21 protein-coding genes and 1 riboswitch are annotated in these 19,498 nt (G+C 37.5%); of the genes, 6 read left to right on the forward strand and 15 right to left on the reverse strand.

All coding sequences use genetic code 11. From position 1 onward, the window contains the following. Positions 1-180 precede the first annotated feature (180 nt). The 4 genes from ACXAE4_RS16770 (at position 181) to ACXAE4_RS16785 (ending at position 2,993) form a co-directional block, all read left to right on the forward strand. Positions 181-366 carry a hypothetical protein gene (locus ACXAE4_RS16770; protein ID WP_028413446.1) on the forward strand — a complete coding sequence of 62 codons (186 nt, stop codon included), beginning with the start codon at positions 181-183 and terminating at the stop codon, positions 364-366. Between the two features lie 22 nt (positions 367-388). Further along, on the forward strand, positions 389-1,510 hold the full coding sequence (locus ACXAE4_RS16775) for a GerAB/ArcD/ProY family transporter (protein WP_224980117.1): 1,122 nt from the start codon (positions 389-391) through the stop codon (positions 1,508-1,510). A 96-nt stretch (positions 1,511-1,606) separates the two neighbouring features. Continuing rightward, positions 1,607-1,840 carry a hypothetical protein gene (locus tag ACXAE4_RS16780; protein ID WP_028413448.1) on the forward strand — a complete coding sequence of 78 codons (234 nt, stop codon included), beginning with the start codon at positions 1,607-1,609 and terminating at the stop codon, positions 1,838-1,840. Positions 1,841-1,865: 25 nt separating this feature from the next. After that, positions 1,866-2,993 (forward strand): GerAB/ArcD/ProY family transporter, encoded by a 1,128-nt coding sequence (locus ACXAE4_RS16785; protein ID WP_028413449.1) that lies wholly within the window; start codon positions 1,866-1,868, stop codon positions 2,991-2,993. A gap of 72 nt (positions 2,994-3,065) precedes the next feature. Here the strand turns inward: ACXAE4_RS16785 and ACXAE4_RS16790 are convergent, their stop codons facing one another. The 10 genes from ACXAE4_RS16790 to ACXAE4_RS16835 all read right to left on the reverse strand — a co-directional run bounded on the left by ACXAE4_RS16790 (position 3,066) and on the right by ACXAE4_RS16835 (position 12,828). Then, positions 3,066-3,203, reverse strand: coding sequence for a hypothetical protein (locus tag ACXAE4_RS16790; protein ID WP_186806706.1), 138 nt, complete (start codon positions 3,201-3,203; stop codon positions 3,066-3,068). A gap of 128 nt (positions 3,204-3,331) precedes the next feature. Next, on the reverse strand, positions 3,332-4,666 hold the full coding sequence (locus tag ACXAE4_RS16795; protein ID WP_028413450.1) for an FAD-dependent oxidoreductase: 1,335 nt from the start codon (positions 4,664-4,666) through the stop codon (positions 3,332-3,334). A 240-nt stretch (positions 4,667-4,906) separates the two neighbouring features. Next, positions 4,907-5,344 carry a YrvL family regulatory protein gene (locus ACXAE4_RS16800; protein ID WP_028413451.1) on the reverse strand — a complete coding sequence of 146 codons (438 nt, stop codon included), beginning with the start codon at positions 5,342-5,344 and terminating at the stop codon, positions 4,907-4,909. 81 nt (positions 5,345-5,425) lie between these two features. Further along, positions 5,426-7,507: a DNA topoisomerase III gene (locus ACXAE4_RS16805; protein WP_028413452.1), complete on the reverse strand. Its 2,082-nt coding sequence runs from the start codon at positions 7,505-7,507 to the stop codon at positions 5,426-5,428. Positions 7,508-7,634: 127 nt separating this feature from the next. Further along, positions 7,635-9,287: a DUF2339 domain-containing protein gene (locus ACXAE4_RS16810; protein ID WP_289578905.1), complete on the reverse strand. Its 1,653-nt coding sequence runs from the start codon at positions 9,285-9,287 to the stop codon at positions 7,635-7,637. A 173-nt stretch (positions 9,288-9,460) separates the two neighbouring features. Then, the gene (locus ACXAE4_RS16815; RefSeq protein ID WP_013056931.1) at positions 9,461-9,697 is read right to left on the reverse strand and encodes a hypothetical protein; all 237 of its coding nucleotides are present in this window, start codon (positions 9,695-9,697) and stop codon (positions 9,461-9,463) included. Positions 9,698-9,798: 101 nt separating this feature from the next. Then, entirely contained in the window at positions 9,799-10,242 is a 444-nt protein-coding gene (locus ACXAE4_RS16820; RefSeq protein ID WP_028413454.1) for a hypothetical protein, read from the reverse strand. 151 nt (positions 10,243-10,393) lie between these two features. Then, on the reverse strand, positions 10,394-11,422 hold the full coding sequence (gene splB / locus ACXAE4_RS16825) for a spore photoproduct lyase (RefSeq protein WP_025752275.1): 1,029 nt from the start codon (positions 11,420-11,422) through the stop codon (positions 10,394-10,396). A gap of 112 nt (positions 11,423-11,534) precedes the next feature. Then, entirely contained in the window at positions 11,535-11,783 is a 249-nt protein-coding gene (locus ACXAE4_RS16830) for a transcriptional regulator SplA domain-containing protein (protein WP_033578899.1), read from the reverse strand. Between the two features lie 85 nt (positions 11,784-11,868). Beyond that, positions 11,869-12,828, reverse strand: coding sequence for a LacI family DNA-binding transcriptional regulator (locus ACXAE4_RS16835; protein ID WP_028413456.1), 960 nt, complete (start codon positions 12,826-12,828; stop codon positions 11,869-11,871). Between the two features lie 124 nt (positions 12,829-12,952). Between ACXAE4_RS16835 and ACXAE4_RS16840 the strand changes: the two genes are divergently transcribed. Further along, positions 12,953-13,081: a hypothetical protein gene (locus ACXAE4_RS16840; protein ID WP_255219815.1), complete on the forward strand. Its 129-nt coding sequence runs from the start codon at positions 12,953-12,955 to the stop codon at positions 13,079-13,081. 39 nt (positions 13,082-13,120) lie between these two features. On the opposite strand, the gene ACXAE4_RS16845 is transcribed toward ACXAE4_RS16840, so the two are convergent. The 3 genes from ACXAE4_RS16845 to ACXAE4_RS16855 all read right to left on the reverse strand — a co-directional run bounded on the left by ACXAE4_RS16845 (position 13,121) and on the right by ACXAE4_RS16855 (position 16,396). Continuing rightward, positions 13,121-14,431 (reverse strand): Na+/H+ antiporter NhaC family protein, encoded by a 1,311-nt coding sequence (locus tag ACXAE4_RS16845; protein ID WP_098999819.1) that lies wholly within the window; start codon positions 14,429-14,431, stop codon positions 13,121-13,123. 85 nt (positions 14,432-14,516) lie between these two features. After that, positions 14,517-14,623, reverse strand: a riboswitch (SAM riboswitch). Between the two features lie 101 nt (positions 14,624-14,724). After that, on the reverse strand, positions 14,725-15,492 hold the full coding sequence (locus ACXAE4_RS16850; protein WP_034265853.1) for an ABC transporter permease: 768 nt from the start codon (positions 15,490-15,492) through the stop codon (positions 14,725-14,727). Continuing rightward, positions 15,485-16,396 (reverse strand): ABC transporter ATP-binding protein, encoded by a 912-nt coding sequence (locus ACXAE4_RS16855; RefSeq protein WP_098999818.1) that lies wholly within the window; start codon positions 16,394-16,396, stop codon positions 15,485-15,487. The genes ACXAE4_RS16850 and ACXAE4_RS16855 overlap by 8 nt, the downstream gene beginning before the upstream one ends. Positions 16,397-16,566: 170 nt before the next feature. Here ACXAE4_RS16855 and ACXAE4_RS16860 point away from each other — a divergent pair, with 170 nt between their 5' ends. After that, positions 16,567-17,007, forward strand: a complete 441-nt coding sequence (locus ACXAE4_RS16860; protein ID WP_098999817.1) for a YtoQ family protein — start codon at positions 16,567-16,569, stop codon at positions 17,005-17,007. A 162-nt stretch (positions 17,008-17,169) separates the two neighbouring features. Here ACXAE4_RS16860 and ACXAE4_RS16865 read toward each other — a convergent pair whose 3' ends face one another. Then, on the reverse strand, positions 17,170-18,381 hold the full coding sequence (locus tag ACXAE4_RS16865; protein WP_028413460.1) for a Ger(x)C family spore germination protein: 1,212 nt from the start codon (positions 18,379-18,381) through the stop codon (positions 17,170-17,172). Then, positions 18,365-19,492, reverse strand: coding sequence for a spore germination protein (locus ACXAE4_RS16870; RefSeq protein ID WP_154988867.1), 1,128 nt, complete (start codon positions 19,490-19,492; stop codon positions 18,365-18,367). Before ACXAE4_RS16870 ends, ACXAE4_RS16865 begins: the two co-directional genes overlap by 17 nt. Positions 19,493-19,498 lie beyond the last annotated feature (6 nt).

A 19,498-nucleotide genomic window follows, 5' to 3' on the forward strand; every position in this document is an offset into this window, starting at 1 on the left:
TTAAGAGCGTCCAATGATATCTTTTATCCCTTGAAATACTTTCTATATTTTACATAAATGTATAATCACTTTCTTTAGCGGACATCATACGAATAGCTTATTTGAACGTCAAAATATATTGGGGTTGACTGCATGCACTTGTTTCTTTCCTTTTTGATCATTTGTGCAGGGATTATATGGATGGAAATAAAAAGATTACCTCAACACTCTCATAAAAAAGAACGGAAAATTTTTATTGTATTCATGACAATCAGTATCATGATCGCTCTTGCAAAAATCTTTCGGCTGCCTCTACCGAACCCTTCTGATTGGGTAGAAGCAATGTTTCAGCCTTTAAGTCACTTATTATTCCGTTGGATCACTTAATTCGTGTATATGGCAAAAGGATGTGCTCATTTTGCTTAATGAAATCAATATTTCGGCTGCGCAATTTCGCAAGCTAGTAACTTTATATAGCATCGGAAGCACAATTATTGTTGTGCCTGCTGCTATTACGGCTGATGCTCATCAAGACGCCTGGATTGCAGCACTTTTCGGTGTAGCATCAGGAATTGGCTTAGTTTTGCTTTTTACCTCACTAGGAAAAATGTTTCCAACGCTTACGCTGATGGAAATGAACGAAAAAATTTTAGGTAAACTGTTTGGAAAGATTGTTTCTGCTGTTTTTGTATTATCCAATTTGTTTATCAGCAGTCAAGTTCTTTACTATGTAGGGAATTTTCTCACTACACAAATTCTTCCCTACACGCCGCTTACAGCCATCCACATTGCGTTTATGAGTGTGGTTATCGTAGGAGTACGCCTAGGAATAGAAGTTATTGCACGAAGTGCCGAGATTTTATTCCCTTGGTTTGTCGGATTGTTCGGACTTCTGATTTTGTCTATGATTCCGCAAATTAAAATAGAGCATATTCAGCCTGTGTTCGAAATACATCCAAAAGCTTTTATTCGGGCTGTTTTAACGTTTTTAAGCATGAGTTCTTTGACTTATACGATTCTGCTTATGATTTTCCCTTCCCATACACCAGACACAAAAAAGTCCACTCAATCTTTTTATATAGGGAATATAGCCGGTGGACTAGTGATGGTTACGTTAATCTTACTCGGAATTTTAGTGCTTGGTCCTTATTACTCCCAAATCACCATGTTTCCAAGCTATGAATTAGGAAGAAGAATTGATGTAGGAAACTTTCTTCAAGGAATTGAAGTAGTCATTGCTATTTTGTGGTTTATTACTCTCTTTTTTAAGCTTTGCATTTACTTTTACGCTACTCTTTTGGGGTTTGCCAATGTATTTCATATAAAGGACTACAAGCTATTTTCTTTTCCAGTCGCACTCATCATGATTACACTTTCCCTTATTGTGTATCCAAGCGTTTCTTATCAAAAAGATTGGGATACAAAAACGTGGATTCCCTACAGCTTACTTGTAGGCATCTTATATCCGCTTTTCCTTTTAATTGCAGGATTTATTCAAAACAAAAAGCAGCATTCTTCTAACAGCGACTAAAAAATCAAAAACCTTTAATAGAGAATGCACCTTCAGTATAAGTAGTTATTTTTCTGGAAAATATAACATTAATTATTCATGTATAGGAGCTAGTCTATGCTAGGGGTATTCGGGTTACTTATTGTTTGCACGCTCGTCATTTGGTTTGAAGTACCTAACTTACGGCAAAAAAAAGCGAAGAAAGAATTATGGCTATTCTACACAGTTCTTGTAATTGGAACGTCCGTAAGCATCTGTAAAGCACTGGGTTTGTATGTTCCAAATCCTTCTGATTTATCAGCTGCTATCTTTAGACCAATCAGCATATTTTTACTTCATTTATTATCTTAATACGTAAGACGAGGAAGTGAATACCGTGAAACCTGTAGTTAAAATTTCAACGATTCAATTTCGCATGCTCGTCATGCTTTATACAATTGGAAGCACAATTGTTATTGCTCCAGCGGCTATGACTGTTGATTCTAAGCAAACCGCTTGGATTCCGGCTATCCTTGGAGTAGCATGCGGATTTGTATTAGTGAAAGTATATATAGCTCTCGGACTTTTATTTAAAGATAAAAATCTGGTAGAAATCAATGATGTAGTATTTGGAAAATATCTAGGAAAAGGTGTATCTTGTTTATTTGTCCTATCTACTGTCATAACGTGCAGCCGCATTGTATACTACGTCGGAAGTTTTTTAAATACCCATATTATGATGGAAACGCCGCTGCTTGCTATTCACATTATTTTTATGCTTGTGGTTGTTTTCGGGGCAAGACTCGGGCTAGAAACAATTGCACGCTGCTGTGAAATCTTTTTCCCGTGGTTTGTTGGCCTTCTCGGGATTTTTATTTTTTCACTAACTCCTCAAATGAAACTTGAAAATCTTATGCCTTTAATGGACATTCACTTAAAGCCGCTGACTCATTCGGTTCTTATCTTTCTTAGCATTACTTATTTTACTTTTGCTCCTTTGATGATGATTTTCCCCCTTCATTTAAGAAAACCTGAAAAAGGAGCTAAAGCTTTAATGAGCGGCAGCCTGCTAGGTGGATTTATTATGGTAATTGTTATTTTTTCTTGTATAATCGTTATTGGTTCTTATCATTCTTCAACTACCATGTTTCCCGTATATGAAATGGCTAAGCGAATTGAGGTGGGAAATTTTTTGCAAGGAATCGAGGTAATTATTGCCATTATATGGTTTCTTACTCTTTTCTTTAAAGTTTCTCTTTATTTTCATGCTTCCATCGCTGGACTTTGTCATATTTTTAACATCAATGAAACTCGATTTCTAACGTTACCGATGGGATTAATTGTTACGACTTTTTCCATTATTGTGTACCCAACCATTACCTATCAAAAAACATGGTTAGCCGAAACGTGGATTCCCTATAGTTTTTTGATGGGAGCTTTATATCCTTTTATTCTTCTTATCATAGGATGGATTCGTTTTAAACCAGCTAAAATAAAAATAAAAAAGATAATAAAATCCACATAAAAAAAGGTTGAGACATAACGAAATAAATCCAATCGAAAGACGAACAAATGAGATACATGAGCTCTGGACTGCTTATGACACGGCAATTGATTTCCGTGCAAGGCTTCGCTTTCCGCAGGCGGCCGCTGAGCCTCCTCGTCGCTTTCGCTCCTGCGGGGTCTCACCTGTTCCGCTTTTCCCGCAGGAGTCTTCGCCTTGCCCTCCAATCAATTGCTAGAAGGAACGAAACAAATAAAACGATGTACACCATCACAAAAAAAGCGAACCACTCATCGAACAGGTTGATGAATGGTTCGTTTTTTACTTGGACTCAACTACTTTTGTCCCAGCCTCTTTTTTTATGCTTGAAGCGCTTGAAGCCCTGCTTGGTTTAAGAAATGCCAAGGCTTATTAAAGTGGGGTTGAAAGAAAAAGTCCATAAAGCCAAGCTCATCGATCGTCATTTCCTGCTGTACGCATACGGACAATGTATTAATTGCTTGAGTAGCATCAATTTTAGAAATAACCTGTGCACCTACAATTCGTCTCGTTTCTTCTTCATATACTACTTTTAACGTAATATTTTCGTACGTTGGCATGAATTCTGGTCGGTTATTTTCTGATATTGTGATACTTTTCACATTCATATCAAAAAGAGAAGCCGCTGTTTCAGTTATGCCGGTAGATGCAACATTGTAATCATAAATATGCAAGCCTGATGTTCCTTGTGTTCCCATATACTTGATCGTCGGTTTAACAAGGTTTTGAGCAACTAATGTTCCCATTCTAACCGCATTTGTAGCAAGCGGAATATAGGCATGTTTCTTAATCGGATTGTAGTAAATCGCACAGCTATCTCCGGCCGCAAATATATCTTTTTTGCTTGTTTGCATATATTCATCAACCACAATTGCGCCGTTTGGAAGCATGTCTACCTGCCCTTTTACTAAGTCTGTGTTTGGACGAAAGCCAACACACAAAATAACAAGATCCGCTTCATATTCACCTGCAGTTGTCACTACTTTTTCAACAGATCCATCGCTGCCTGCAAATTTAGTAACCGCTTGGTTTAATGCTAATGTAACTCCCCGCTTTTTAAATTCCGTTTCCATCAAGCTTGTAAACTCTGGATCAAGATATTTATTTAAAATACGATCAGCACTATCAATGAACGTGACTTCTTTTCCATACACTTCAAAGGCTTCTACTAATTCTGCACCAATATAACCCGCACCAATTACGGCGATTTTTTTTGCTTGTTTTGCTTTTTCGATAATGTGATTAGCATGCTGATAGTTTTTACAAAGCACAACATTATTTAAATCGATGCCTTCAAGGTTTGGAATAATCGGCCATGATCCAGTTGTCATCACTAATTTATCAAATGTATCTTCAAATTCTTCGTTTGTTTCTAAGTTTCGCACCGCTATTTTTTTGTCTTCTGTATCAATATTCGTCACTTCGTGTTTCATTTTCATATTTACACCCATCTCTTGCAATTCAGACGGTGAAGAGTAAAATAAACCATTTGCATCTTTTACGACCCCGCCTACATAGAGCGCAATTCCACAAGACAAAAATGAAACATTATCATTTCGCTCATAAACTGTAATTTTAGCTTCTGGATAAAGTTCTGCCATATTTTTTACTGCTGCTGTTCCTGCATGTGTACACCCTACTACTGCAATTTTCATAGATGATATCCCCCTTAGGATTATAGAAAATATAATTTGTGAAGTTTTTCACATATATTGTGAAATGTTTCACATATCTTTTACAATTCTTATTATACAAACATGTTTGTTCTTTTTCAAGATATATGTGAAAAAAATCACATACTTTTTTAAAAAAATATGTTACAGGGTTCTTTAAATAGCATTGAAGCTTGATATGATGCACTTTTTTTGTTGATGCGCTGCTGATGAACAATTTCATCAGCTTGTTTTTTCACGTAGAAACTCACTATCCAATGCACTCTCTAACAAAAAAAATAAACCGGATAAAATAATCATCGCTAAAATAGATACACGGATTCCGCTTACAAGCAAGTCTGCTATATAAACCGATAGAAAAGTAAAAAATATGTCCACAAAAGCCGCAGATGCTACAAATAATACTCTGTTCATCCTAGCATTCTTCATTAAAAAAATAAGCGCCTTTGAAAAAAGCTCTGTGAAAGAGCCAAACACAAAAATAAAAAATAGAAATAAACATATGGCCCAGTAAGAGTCATACTCCACTCCCATCACTCTAAGGAAGCCTATAAAACCAAAAAAGTAGCTTCCCATTAAGATAGCTAAAATGATTAGTACCATCGTTCCTACTATAAAGAACGCGATTAACCGATTCATTCCCCTGCTTTTTCTTTTCATTGTTCCACGCCACCTTGCTTACTCATCACTTAATCCATATTATACCAAAAAAGTGCGATACCATGGTATCGCACTTCTACGTTAATTATCTTTTTTATCTTGAAGAGCTTGTTTTAAAGCATCTCCCAAGCTCGAACCAAATGCTCCGTCATCGTTGTATTTGTTAAGAAGCTTTCGTTCTTCTCGCTTTGAAATCTTTTTCTTTTTGTCCTCAGCTTTTTCCACTACTTGACATGAACGGCACTGGAAGTACGTCCCAGCTTTTCCTGAATGAATTTCCATTCGTTTATGACACTGCGGACAGCGTCGGTTCGATAATTTAGGGTCTTTTGCGCGTCTATAGCTGCACTCAAGGCTTGAACAAACGAGCACTCTTCCTTGCTTTGTTTTCTTTTCTTTTAAGAACGAACCGCATTCTGGGCATTTAGAGCCCGTTAAATTATGGGGTTTGTACGTTTGATTACTTGTTTTCACTTGCTTGACAAGCTTTTCTGTTTGTTCGCGAATATTCGTTAAAAACTCTTTTGCATTTCCTTTTCCTTTAGCAATTGCTTCTAAGTCACGTTCCCATTTAGCCGTAAGCTCAGGAGACTTTAACTCGTCTGCTACTAAGTCAATCAGCTGCTTTCCTTTTTTTGTTGCGTGCAGACGGTTATTTTGGCGATCAATGGATTCGTTTTGCAGAAGTTTTTCAATAATATCTGCGCGTGTTGCCGGCGTACCTAAGTTGTGTTTTTCCATTTGTCCAAGAAGATCGGCTTCTGTATAGCGCTGCGGCGGCTCTGTAAATGCACTTTTCATCGTTACATTTTGAATGAGCAGCTTGCTGCCTTCTTTCATATCAGGCAGCTTCACCGTTGCTTCTGAGTCTCCACCAGAAACTTTTTTGAAGCCTGCATTCACAACTTGCTTTCCGCTCGCTACCAACAGTTCCCCGTTTACTTCAAGCTCTGCTTTAACCACTTCATACTCATATGCAGGATAAAACAATGAAATAAATCGCTTTGCAATTAAGTCATACAGCTTTCGTTCATCAGCTGATAAGTCCTGTAAAAACACAGGCTGATCCGTTACGATAATCGCATGGTGATCACTTACTTTTTCATTATTAACCACTCGCTTTGGCAGCTGTGCATTTTTTAAAATTGGGCGAACTTCTTCTTTATATACAGCAGAGATGCTTTCCAAGCGCTCCTTCATAGTGGAAACCATATCTGTTGTTAAATAACGAGAATCTGTACGTGGATACGTGACTAACTTATGCTGTTCATATAACTTTTGAAGTACATTTAATGTCTTCTTAGCAGAGAAGTTAAAGCGTTTATTAGCATCTCGCTGCAGTTCATTTAAGTCATAAGGAAGCGGCTGCGCTTCTTTATGCATTTTGCGCTTGATTGTTTTCACAACTGCTTCACCTGATAATTTTGAGTGCAGCTCTTTTGCACGTTTTTCATCAAAAATGCGCTTTTCATTGCCTTTTTGCCAAGCTGCTTCAAACGACGAAAACTGAGCTGTAAGCGTCCAATATTCACTAGGTTTGAATGTGTTAATTACTTGTTCACGCTCAATAATCATCGCAAGCGTCGGTGTTTGTACCCGTCCTGCTGATAATGGTTCTTCGTATTTAGTCGTTAACGCTCTCGTTACGTTTAAACCGATAAGCCAATCGGCTTCTGAACGGCAAACCGCTGAATCATACAAACGATTAAACTCTTTTCCCGGTTTTAGCTGTTTAAACCCGTCACGAATCGCTTTGTCCGTTTGAGACGAAATCCAAAGACGTTTAAACGGCTTGTTCCAGCGTACCTTTTCCATAATCCAGCGTGCTACAAGCTCTCCTTCACGCCCTGCATCAGTCGCAATAATTAACTCGCCAATATCCTTTCTTTTTGCTAGATCGGATACTGTACGAAACTGAGAGCTCACTTTACGAATTACTTTTAGTTTCATTTTCTCAGGCATAATTGGCAGATCTTCTAATCGCCATGTTTTATATTGGTTATCATAATCCTCTGGTGTTTGTAATTCAACTAAATGGCCGAGTGCCCATGTTACGACATACTTTGGCCCTTCAATATACCCTTTTTTTGTTTGTGTGCTGCCAAGCACGCGCGCAAGATCACGTGCTACACTTGGCTTTTCTGCTAATACAAGTGATTTCATTTTATGTATACCTCCAATTCACTTGTTCCATTATACATGATTGTATACTTTTTGTACGACTTCAAGATTAAGTTTACATAATCATATTATAATAAATAAAGATGAAGAATTTCTCTTCATCTTCTAGCTACTTCTTTTTATAAAATAGTCGCGAGATAATTAAACCGATAGCTCCTAAAACGATAAATAACAAGGCTCGTATAGCCATTGGGATAAAAGGTAAATCATATAAAACGAGTTTAAAAAGTGTTAAGAACAAAATGCCCACGCCGACATATGTTGCTGTTTTAAAATTTCGAAGTGATCCTATTACGAATGCAGCAATGGACAAGCATAACCAAACAGCCGTCATAATAAGCGTTTGTGTATTAGCGGAAAGATCAGTGGTTCCAGCGACCGTCACTTCCGTTACAAAAATTAAAGAAAGAATAGAAAAAACAATACTTCCTCCAATTTTGAACGTATCGTGCTCATCTTTTTCTGTTTTTTGAATACTGATCCATACAAATACTAGAATAGAAGCTAACACAACAACCCAATTTAATGTCGGAAGAGACAGCACTTGTTCGATTGGCGTAACTAAGATATACGTGGCACTCAGTATATAAATCGTATAAGAAAACAGTTGATGAAGTAGATTTTTATACGTCATGGCGATATAGTAAACAGCAAGTCCTTGAATCACATATAAAATGACTCCTTCTCTTAAATCGACGAGCTGATGAATAAAAAACGCTACTGCAACAATTAAATAGGTAATAAAAAATTCAAATTTCTCTTTAGAAATTCTTACTGTGTAAACACCTAATGCGTAAATAATAACTAGCGCAAGCAGCACCATGGTGGTCGTGCCATCGTCAAAAACGGCAAGCAGCCAGCCGTACGTAACTGCTAAACTCGATAGAAGGGTAAACGCATATACTTGGAGTACGGATTGTGATAGAAAAAAGCTAGAAATTAAGCATAAATGCTGAATCAGAATCGCCATACCTAATAACGCTTTTACACCATTATCACCAACAAACGAGTAATAAATGAGTAGCGTAAGATTTAATAGTACCGCGGAAAGAACATATAAAATTGAATATTTTTGTTTGATTGCCACATATAAAAAGGCAATATACAGAAGCGTTTCATAGCCAATGAAAACCAGAGCATTAGGCGAATTACTTTCAATAAGAAAAGGAACTAGTACGCCTCCAACCGCGCTAATAATCCCTAATGCCTGTGAACGATAAAAGACTGTTGCTGCAATTCCTAAGATGATCCAACTCGCATTTAGCATAAAAGCAAGCGTTGGTCCTGCTAAATGATATAGGCTATGCATCGCAAACGTCGTTAACATGAGAATAGGAATAGCTCCTCCTACAAGTACTTGCCCGAGCACCAGCCTACCCTTTTTGATTTGAAAATGACCTGTCACAGCAAAACCTATCGAAACAACGAAACCGAGAACAACTTTTGCTTTTTCATTCATTAATCCATAGTCAGAGGCTGCTTTAAATCCCCATAGCACGCCAATAATAAATACGAAAATAAAAATTCTCGGCAGCCATGTTTGAAAAAGGACTTTTTCCCAATCAACAGGCTCTTCTATTGCCTGTGAGCTTTTAGCTGCTGTTTGAGCAGGACGTTTAGTCGTCTCCTGGCGCAGCTTGGGAGGAGCGTGAACTGCTGGTCTTGGAGAATTTGTTTTATATACAAGCGACTTTAGCTTGGCTACGTCTTCTTCTAAACTGCTTATTTTTCGTTCAAGCTCTTCTATTCTTTCGTTTTCCATATTTCCTCACCCTTCCTCTTTAAAGTATTTGTGATTTTTATATGTATACCTTACAGCACTTAACTATTATACCATTAAAAGGAATATCACTTAAAAACATTCTATTTTTAGCAAAAAAAAATACAGCGCCCTTTTCAAAAGAAAAGTTCGTTGTATAGGATGTGCTGCATTTTTTATGTCACTTTCTCGCTGTATGTACTGTGAAATCCCGCTTCGATATGGGCTACTTGAAAGCTATGATGACCAATTAAATATTTAACAATATCCACACGGTCAATTTTACCTGGCTTATTGTTCATTGCTTCTCGCACCATAGATTGAAATGTTTCTTTGCAAAACTTCTTTTCATGAAGCAGAATCGTTTCACAATACTCTTCATGGTCTCCCTCTGAAATACGATAATAATGCATTTCTTTCACCCCTTTTTAGTGTTATACCTATTACATACCCCAAATATTGCTATTTTAACAAATTAATTTTATTATTCTTTATTTTTCCATTTATATATAATTTACAGCGCAACGTTTCGAAACTCATCGTTATAAATGCTAATTTGAAGACGCTGAGAAAAACGTTCTTCTTCAATGTAGGTCTCAGGCATTAATCCAACAGGATATACCTTAGGGTTTTCGCCACTTCCTAATATGTATACATACATCTTTCCTTCGTTTGTATATCGAACCTTCGTCGAAATACCTCCTTGCCCTTGAAGAGGCGCATAAACCGCTCTTACATTATCTCTAATTTCTTGTACAAATCCATGTAGTTCAACATCCGAATCGTAATAGTGGTTTGCTTCATACAAGCCGTAAATACGAGACTTATCGATATCACATAATATGTTCCAAAATTCAGATAAATCTTCTTGGAACAACACTTGAATAAAATTTCGTGCAGCTTCTTGCTGTTCTTTTGTTAATTCTTTTGTTAGCGCAAACTCTTCATTTTTTAACATCTCAGTCACCTCCCTTATGTATGTAATACGACAAGAGATACAAATAACCTCTTTTTTCAGCTTATTAGCAACCAATTTATTTTTCACATTAAAAATTGAAAAGCTATCTCGACTAAGATGTCAAAATAACTTTTCAATTACTGTAGAATAATTACGTAAAATACTCGATTTTCGCATTTGGAAAATACTGATCAATGTAATATTCCAACGTCTCTCTCAATTCTTGTTCTTCATCTTTTGCGTATACATACTTTCCAATCCCGTAACGCCCCCATTTGTAGCGGCGCTCTTCTTCATTCATCTCAAGCTTTGTTTTCGGATAGTTTTTCTCAATCACTCGTTTGGCCGGCTTGGTAAAGCGATGCTGAATCATTTCAAATGTAATATCATCTCTTGACTCTTCAGGTATAGAAGCATCAAGCTTTTCAAACAGCTGACGGTATCCCTCTTGCCAACCTTCATGGATGTAAATAGGCGCCACAATAAAGCCAAGTGGATATCCGGCTTTTGCAACTTTATTAGCAGCTTCAATCCTGTAATCAAGAGGAGATGTACCAGGTTCAAAGTTTTTTATAACATAATCTGCGTTTATGCTAAAGCGAAAGCGCGTGCGACCATTATGTTTAGCATCCAATAAATGATCCACGTGATGAAATTTAGTCACAAAACGCAGTTGACCTAGTTCACTTTCTCCAAAATATTCAATCGCGCGCTTTAATGAATGTGTTAAATGATCAATTCCTACGATATCAGATGTACAAGCCGCTTCAAATCGCGTTATTTGAGGGGCTCTTTCCTGCATATATTGCTCTGCTTGACCTAATATTTCTTCAACATTCACGTACGTGCGAATATACGGTTTGCTTCCCATTGTTGTCTGCAAATAACAATAGTGACAGTGCCCCATACACCCTGTTGCAAAAGGTATTGCATATTCAGCTGACGGTTTAGATGTATCAAATTTCAAGGTTTTACGCACACCAACTACTAAAGTAGACTTGGCATTGCGGTATTTTTGCAAATCATTCTTTCCCGGTATATTACGCACTTGATTATGAGAAGTTGTTTGACGAATTTCAATTCCCATCTTCTCAAATTTTTCTTTTAATTGAACACCAAGCGGGTACTCCATTGCCCCTGGCTCAATGTATACTAATTGAGGTACAAAAGGTTTTATCATCATGTACACTTCCTTTTTTCTAATACTAATAGCGTTTGAAAAATAAAAAGACTCTATCCATGGTAATTATTTTCCACATCAAAAAAGACTCTCTATTTAAGAGAGCCTTTCGTCAATCATATTGTTCATAATCAAATATCTTGTTATACATGTTCTCTGCTTCTTCATACGTTGAATACACAGCATCATCTTCAGCTAACAAATGATAAGACTCATGCAGAAACAACGCTTTTTCACCTTTATTTTCAGGATGTTCAACAATTTCAGCTTGATTAATATTGGCAACGTTTGCCGTATGAGGATTTCGGTAAATAACAAATACTTGATCTCCTACTTGATATTCTTTTTTCTCCACGATCATCATCCTTTTCTTCTTTCTTTACTCGTATGATGTCCGCTTTTACTCATTTTATCCGATAAAAACACGTGGTGAGATCATCAAGAATTTATACGCTTTTACGCTCAATAAACCGAAAAGGAAGCTCAATTTTTTGAGGATCCTTGCTCCTAACTAGTTTAAAAAGCGTTTCGCCCATTTCTTTGAGAGGAAGTTCGATCGTTGTGATTTGTAAATAAGAAGAAAGCGGATGATTATCAAAACCAATAATAGCTAAATCGCCTGGAACTGATATACCCGCTTGTTCGCACTGAGCTTTTATACCAATAGCGACTTGATCGTTTGTTACTAAAAGCGCCTGAGGCCGATTTTTCATCTGCACCAATTTTTTCACCACTTTTTCACCATCTGTCACGTTCAAACAGCCTTGAAACACCCATTCCGGATGATAAGGCTCATTTATTCTTTCTACATATTCTTTGTATGCTTGCTGCCTCTGTTGACTATTTGTACCCGTCATTCTTCCAATACAGTAGCCAATATCCGTATATCCTTTTTCTTTTAAATACATGAGCGCTTTCTTAAAAGCTGCATAATGATCAACGTATACGGAGCGAATAGAACGATTTTGTACGTTTTCGCACACGGCTATCGGCCCGTACTGCTGATAATATTCAATCGTGCTCCAGCTGCCTGCTCTAGAACAAATAATCACTCCATCAACCTGCTTTGTTTTTAGCATATGAAGCGCTTCTTCTTCTTTTTTTACATCATAGTTCGTCTGACAAATAACAAGCTGATACTGCTTTTCTAACGCTTGAGAGGCCACTCCTTCTAAAAGCAGACTGAAATAAGGATGATTAATAAAAGGCAAGACGACAGCAATCATATTTGTTTTCCCTTTTGATAAGTGAACGGCATTAATGTTTTGTTCGTAATTAAGTTCTTGAATTACTTCTTCTACCAGACGGCGCTTTTCTTCTTTTACATACGGATGATGATTTAAAACCCGTGACACGGTCGAAACAGATACACCAGCTTTTTTTGCGATATCTCGGATATTTGTCATGTTTTCACCTTTTTCTCTTGCGCTGAAACGCGTTTCATACTTTATTCTCATTATAAAGTGAAACAGCAATAAGCTAAACCCGTTACAATCATGTTTTTATTCACTTATATAAGGAGGTCATATCATGGGTATTTTATTATTCATTTTATTATGCGGAATTGAAATCGGAGGAGCGGCTTATGCACTTAAACAAAATGAGACACTTTGGAAGGAGCTAGATGAAAAAAAGCCGACTGATTTTTTCAAACAGTAAAAAACCCTTAAAAAGAATGTTCTTTTTAAGGGTTTGATATTACGCAGCTTCTTTAGATGATTTTGATTTTTTATTTAAACGAGGAAAGCCAATTACAATCGCAATGATACCGCAAACCGCTGTTAACATTGGATAGAATGTAAATGGAATAATCTCAATTGGTGAAACTTTAGCAAATCCTGCTGCTAGAAGCATTTGTGCACCGTAAGGGATAAGCCCTTGAACGCTGCATGAAAACAAGTCGAGCAGACTGGCTGATTTACGATTATCAATTGAATACTTATCAGAGATTTCTTTCGCTAACGGACCTGCTGTAATAATTGAAATCGTGTTATTAGCCGTGGCTAAATTGGTTAAACTTACTAATCCAGCGATGCTGAATTCTCCGCCTTTTTTTGTTTGAATACGTCGTGTTAATAGGTTCAATAAGAACTGAATACCGCCGTTATAGCGAATGAGTTCAACCATTCCGCCAATTAACAGAGATAAAATAATTAATTCCGACATTCCGCCAATACCTTCTGTCACAGTTTTAGCAAGAGAAGAAAGCGTGTAGCTTCCGTCAGCTAATCCAATCACGCCGGCTAATACAATTCCTCCGGTTAAAATGCTTAATACGTTTGCACCAAATATGGCAGCAACGAGTACGCCGACATAAGGCAAGATTTTAAACCAGCTAAAATCTTTAATTTCTACTGATGACGTATTGCCTAGCGTCATTACAAGTAATAAAATCACTGTAACAATCGCTGCAGGAAGGACAATAAAAAAGTTTACTTTTAATTTATCTGACATATTTGTTTTTTGAGTACGAACTGCCGCAATGGTCGTATCAGAGATTACGGATAAATTATCTCCAAACATTGCACCACCAACAACAGCAGCAATTGCCAATGTAATGGATACATGCGCCTGCTCACTGATTCCTACAGCGATAGGCCCTAACGCAGCGATCGTTCCCATTGACGTTCCCATCGAAATTGAAATGAATGCGCCAATAACAAAGATTCCGACTACCACTAAGCTTTGCGGAAGCGCAGACAGAGCTAAGTTTACCGTTGAATCAACAGCTCCCATGCCTTTAGCGACTTCTGAAAAAGCACCTGCTAAAATAAAAATAAGTACCATAATAATGATATCAGGATGCCCTGCTCCTTTAGCAAAGCGTTCCACTTTTACATTAAGTGAATCTTTGCGGTTCATAGCCAGCGCCACAATGGCTGCAATGATAATAGCTACTAATACAGGCAGCTTATAAAAATCTCCCGTTATAATTCCTGATCCGACAAACAGGACTAAAAAGACGCCCAGCGGTAACAGCGCCCAGCCGTTTCCTTTTTGTTGTTCCATTCTTAACACCTCTTGTTTACGTAATAAAAAAAGACCTCTTCTTATTGATAAGAAGAGGTCTCTTATTTGTATCATAAGATTACCCTTCTCATCTTCCAAACGAAACATCGTCTGCTGGATTTGGCACCGCACTGCGTACAGCCAGTTGCCGAGACATCGTAGGGCCAGTCCCTCCGTCTCTCTTGATAAGAAGTTTGTAGTTGTTTTAAAAATAGTCTTTCACTACTGTAATCTCTTTTTATTTAATTGTCAAATGCTATTTTAGAAAAATATATAGTGTGAAAATTCTCACATCAATTAGCTACGTCACGTTTTAAAAACGCCACCCATGCTACCCCCATAAAGAAGACAAAGTGTGCAACTAAGATGAAGATTGAAAATGGAATTGTCATTCCGTCAAACATCGTCTTCATTCCGTCCATATACTGCACAAAGTTTGTGTTGGCGAACAGTAAAAATTTCCCCCACCATAGACCAAACTGTGATACTATCCCAGTTACTGCTTTCGCCCCAATACTTACGACAATAGCTAGACTTGAAGCAAGCGCGCTGTTTCTAAATAAAGACGACAGCATGAATGCGAACGTCATCATCATAAACGTTTCCATATACGCGCTGTCATACGTAAGCGTAATGTTTTTAAGCAGCTGCGCATCTCCTTCTAGACTGGCAAATCCAAAGAACAATGCTCCCCATACAAACGAAAAAAGCAAATAGCTCAGCAAGTAATACAAGCTAATTAAAACGAGCGTTATGTACTTGGACGTTAAAATCGTTGAACGTCTAGCAGGGCGAATTAAAAGAAGCTTAATGGTACCCGCTTCAAACTCTTTTGCAACCATTGATCCTCCAACAGCAAGCGCGAAAAATTGAACGAGGATCAGCATGCCTGCACTAAATGACAGGAAATTCAATATGTTGTCTTCCGTTCCTGCGCTGTTTGCTACTTTCTTCATTAAAAGAGCCATACAAAGAGTTAAGATGCCGATTGTAATAAATGTGACTTTTGTACTTCTTTTGTAAAACCATTTCATATGTTCATTTTGAATTAACTTAAGCATGGTGCTCTCCCTCCGTAACGGACATAAACGAATCTTCAAGCGTCTCATACACAGGAGTGATTCGGTAGACTAAAATATCGCTGTCCACTAATTTTCTATTTACAGCTGGAATTTGTTCTTTTACAATCGCCACGTCGATAATATGTGATCTCATCGTTACTTCAAATTCTTGTGATAAAAGATCCGCTGCTTTTTGCGCGTCAGACACCTCAAATTCTACGTACATTCCTTGGTCTTGACGATTTGGAGATAGATCTTGAATGGCTTTTAACTCACCGTCTTGAATAATGCCAACGCGGTCACATAATGCTTCTACCTCTTTTAATAAGTGGCTCGCGATTAAGATTGAAATTCCTTCTTCCCTGCAAAGCGTTTGTAAATATGTACGAAATTCTCTCATTCCCGCTGGGTCTAGACCATTTGTTGGTTCGTCTAGTAAAAGCAATGCAGGCTTATGTAAAATGGCTTGAGCTACTCCTAAACGCTGTCTCATCCCAAGAGAATACGTCTTCACTTTTGCATGAATGCTGTTTTCAAGCTTTACTAAAGCAATCACTTCATCCAAGCGTTCTGATGTGACCCCTTCATGCATATTCGCAAAGTGTTTTAAATTTTGATAGCCCGTCAGATAATCATAAAACTCAGGGTTTTCAATAATCGCTCCAATTGATTTCATAGCTGAAGTAAACTGTTCTTTTAAAGGAAACCCATTGACGGTAATTGTTCCCTTTGTTTCTTTAATGAGTCCTACTACGGTACGAATTAGCGTTGTTTTTCCAGAGCCGTTCGGACCAAGCAATCCGAAAATCTCACCGCGCTCAACCGATAAGGATACATCATGCAAAATGGTTTTCTTCCCAATTACTTTACTAACATGATCTACTTGTAGCACTGTTTCTGTCATCAGGTACATCCTTTCTTTAATTAGCAATACGCTTTCTATTGTTTCTCTTTTTTAACTATTTGTCTACTATAACCTTATTTTTGGAAAAGTAGCCCATTCAAATCATTCGTATTATCCGCTTACATTTGATAAAATAAAACAAACTTTAGTTAGAGGAGGACTTCTACATAATGAACTTAACCGTATACCTTGCCGGGCAAATTCATGATAACTGGCGAGACGAAATTAAAAACCAAGCGGAACAATTAAACCTTCCCCTTACCTTTGTCGGTCCCATGACAGACCATGACCGCTCCGACAACATTGGAGAAGAAATTTTAGGAAAACAGCCTAACGCTGTCTTAAAAGATGAAGCTGCTTCTCAAATTAATAATTTACGCACGCAGGTGCTCCTTAAAAAATCTGATGTGGTCATTGCTTTATTTGGTGAAAAATACAAGCAGTGGAACAGCTCAATGGATGCAGCGACAGCCATCGCATTAGATAAACCGCTAATTTTGGTTCGCCCTGAAAAACTGCACCACCCGCTTAAAGAACTGTCAAACAAAGCCCAAGTTGTAGTCGAAACGCCAGAACAGGCTCTTCAAGCACTAGCTTATATTTTTGAATAACAACAAATAAGAGCTGTCGAAAACCGGCAGCTCTTATTTGTTGTTTGTTGAAGGCTCTGTACGAAGCATACGATGAGTATTTCGTGGGAAGTTCCGAGATTATTATTTTTTTAGGTTTTTTTCATTTTTGACATAACGATAAGCAAAGTTACAGTCGGGTGCTTACTTTTTTGACCCGGATGCTCCATAATCTTTAATCGTTAACTTCACATCATAGTTAATTGGCACTTCACTAAATGTTTGATCCCAATTTCCTTTGACCCTCATCCATGTTCTAGGCTGCTTAATTCTCAATTGATTTCCGAAACCTGCAACATCAACTTTATATTTTGTTTGCATTTTTTCTAGTACGTTTCTTACCAGGTACTTTACTTTTTTTTCTGAAGTTTTTTGCGCATTCTGTAAAAATTGATTATTAAAAGAGCTCCCTGAGGTCATCCAACTTTCAGATAGCCTTCCCACTGATTCAATGTGTACATCAAAAGAGATATTATCTCCTTTAACATGGGGTTGAATGTGACTTTTCATAGACTCTATTTCATATACAATCAGCTGACCGGTCTTTTTATCAAAGCTTTTTACTAGCCCGCCTTTCCCTTTCCCTGTAATCCAAGCCAAACCATCTAGTTCTTCTTCATTCAAAAAACCAATCATTTTGCTTGTTTCCCCTTTAATTATACCAGCACCCGCAAATTTGATTTCTCCATTTGCTGATAATACATTTTGCAATAGAAAACTAGATCCAGTTTGAATCTTGCTTGCTAATTTAATAAGCGGCATGGGCGGTAAAACCCGCGTTGTTCGATACGTATTGTCTATCATTCCATACAGGTGAAAAGCTGGGATCTCTCCTGCTGTTTTTGATTCTAACGTGTCGCTAGCTCTTCCTTTACTAATAAACACAAGGCAACTAGGTCTAAAATCATTGTCCCGAAGAGTTTGGTCCACTAATTGCTCTAAACTATACGCTCGTGCAAGGGCCTCACTGATAACCATTACTTTCATATGAGGACTAGTTAAAGGAGTGTCACTTCTTAAAGATAATTCACGAAGCATTTGAAAAGGAGAATCTCCTGTTTCCGAAATATTTACGTAAGATTTCTGCTGCGGTCCTCCTTGTTTAGTGGTTGAACTTGCGACTTGAGGAGTGATAAGTTGATAAGTTGACGTAATCAGGTTCTTTTTAGTATACCCTTCTCCTTGTTCATCAAATTCTTTTTCAGCTATGGACTCCTTACCTTTATCATAGGCCACACCCACTCCAAAACTTTGCTCTTCAATTTCATGACTGCTCCAGCAGCCTGCCAGAGGAAAGAGCAAAAAAACAGAAAACAAAACCAATAGGTACTGGAAATGGTTAAAGGTTTGTTTCATATTTTACTCCCTTTACTTTTGAAATAATGAGAAGAAGCAGCGGCAAAATGCCAAATAAAACTAAGGCGATATTGCCAATCATATCTCCCAATTTAAATACATCATTAATATTTTTAGGAATCATGGAAATAAGATATATGACCGGAAGCAAACCATACATAAATGGATGAATGTTTTTTTTGAAAAGCTGAGACAGTCCTAATGAAGCGGCGTAATGGTTAATAGTAAAAGAAGCAAACATCTGCATGATCCATACAACTAGAAGCAAGGAATCAAATCGTTCAAAAATCAAGCCTGTCAGCTCAAAACTCCTTATTAAATCAAGCGTTGGCCATGTTCTTATTACTACTCCATCAATCGATAACGCTCCAATCACCATTACAACAGTAATCACATAAATAAATATAGGAATAGTAATTCCAACTAGCACAGCTTTTCCTGCTTTGTGCGGTTCTTTCATAAAAGCTAAAATGATTAACATGACTTCAGGACCGGTGAATGCAAGAGCAGTTGTTTTTACCCCTTTTAGTACAGGAAGGACTCCTGATCCAAGTACGGGGCGCAGATTATCTATTTCAAATATTTTCATACTCATAAAAGCTACCAGTAAAAAAAGAATAACGGTAATAGGGAATATAATTTCAAACAGTCGAGCGATCGGATTAATGCCCCCTCTAATTAAATAGAGGCTTATCCACATAAATGGCATAATAATAGCCCACGTCGGCGTTCCTTCCAGCAAGAGATATCCGGTTACTTCTGCCAATGAACGGGCGTGAAAACCACCAAGCAGTAAAAAATAACCTATCATAAGTAAGCTAATTAACTTACTCAACCATTTCCCTGTAATTTCTTTACTGTATTGATAAAACGTCTTTCCAGGGAATTTCCGGCTTAACTTCACCATGATTATCGCTGCTATCATGGTGACTATTCCTCCTAGAATAACAGTTAACCACACATCTGGTGTTTTCACTTGTTCCGCAGCTGTTCGAGGCAACGTCAGAATACCAGTTCCAAGTATAAAATTGATGACAATAATAGCTGTTTGTGGCGTCGTAATACGATCTTTTGAATTTATCATTACCTCTGATTCACTTCCTTTTATCATAAGCTG

The sequence above is a fragment of the Priestia sp. ABM2_011 genome (assembly GCF_056158845.1).

What these genes read in the sequence shown, in the direction of transcription:
- ACXAE4_RS16780 (WP_028413448.1), top strand. Translation starts at nt 1,607, where the DNA reads ATGCTAGGGGTATTCGGGTTACTTATTGTTTGCACGCTCGTCATTTGG.
- ACXAE4_RS16800 (WP_028413451.1), bottom strand. Translation starts at nt 5,344, where the DNA reads ATGAAAAGAAAAAGCAGGGGAATGAATCGGTTAATCGCGTTCTTTATA.
- ACXAE4_RS16870 (WP_154988867.1), bottom strand. Translation starts at nt 19,492, where the DNA reads ATGATAAAAGGAAGTGAATCAGAGGTAATGATAAATTCAAAAGATCGT.
- ACXAE4_RS16850 (WP_034265853.1), bottom strand. Translation starts at nt 15,492, where the DNA reads ATGCTTAAGTTAATTCAAAATGAACATATGAAATGGTTTTACAAAAGA.
- ACXAE4_RS16830 (WP_033578899.1), bottom strand. Translation starts at nt 11,783, where the DNA reads ATGATCGTGGAGAAAAAAGAATATCAAGTAGGAGATCAAGTATTTGTT.
- ACXAE4_RS16845 (WP_098999819.1), bottom strand. Translation starts at nt 14,431, where the DNA reads ATGGAACAACAAAAAGGAAACGGCTGGGCGCTGTTACCGCTGGGCGTC.
- ACXAE4_RS16855 (WP_098999818.1), bottom strand. Translation starts at nt 16,396, where the DNA reads ATGACAGAAACAGTGCTACAAGTAGATCATGTTAGTAAAGTAATTGGG.
- ACXAE4_RS16810 (WP_289578905.1), bottom strand. Translation starts at nt 9,287, where the DNA reads ATGGAAAACGAAAGAATAGAAGAGCTTGAACGAAAAATAAGCAGTTTA.
- ACXAE4_RS16805 (WP_028413452.1), bottom strand. Translation starts at nt 7,507, where the DNA reads ATGAAATCACTTGTATTAGCAGAAAAGCCAAGTGTAGCACGTGATCTT.
- ACXAE4_RS16860 (WP_098999817.1), top strand. Translation starts at nt 16,567, where the DNA reads ATGAACTTAACCGTATACCTTGCCGGGCAAATTCATGATAACTGGCGA.
- ACXAE4_RS16795 (WP_028413450.1), bottom strand. Translation starts at nt 4,666, where the DNA reads ATGAAAATTGCAGTAGTAGGGTGTACACATGCAGGAACAGCAGCAGTA.
- ACXAE4_RS16820 (WP_028413454.1), bottom strand. Translation starts at nt 10,242, where the DNA reads ATGTTAAAAAATGAAGAGTTTGCGCTAACAAAAGAATTAACAAAAGAA.
- splB (WP_025752275.1), bottom strand. Translation starts at nt 11,422, where the DNA reads ATGATAAAACCTTTTGTACCTCAATTAGTATACATTGAGCCAGGGGCA.
- ACXAE4_RS16835 (WP_028413456.1), bottom strand. Translation starts at nt 12,828, where the DNA reads ATGACAAATATCCGAGATATCGCAAAAAAAGCTGGTGTATCTGTTTCG.
- ACXAE4_RS16865 (WP_028413460.1), bottom strand. Translation starts at nt 18,381, where the DNA reads ATGAAACAAACCTTTAACCATTTCCAGTACCTATTGGTTTTGTTTTCT.
- ACXAE4_RS16840 (WP_255219815.1), top strand. Translation starts at nt 12,953, where the DNA reads ATGGGTATTTTATTATTCATTTTATTATGCGGAATTGAAATCGGAGGA.
- ACXAE4_RS16815 (WP_013056931.1), bottom strand. Translation starts at nt 9,697, where the DNA reads ATGCATTATTATCGTATTTCAGAGGGAGACCATGAAGAGTATTGTGAA.
- ACXAE4_RS16770 (WP_028413446.1), top strand. Translation starts at nt 181, where the DNA reads ATGGAAATAAAAAGATTACCTCAACACTCTCATAAAAAAGAACGGAAA.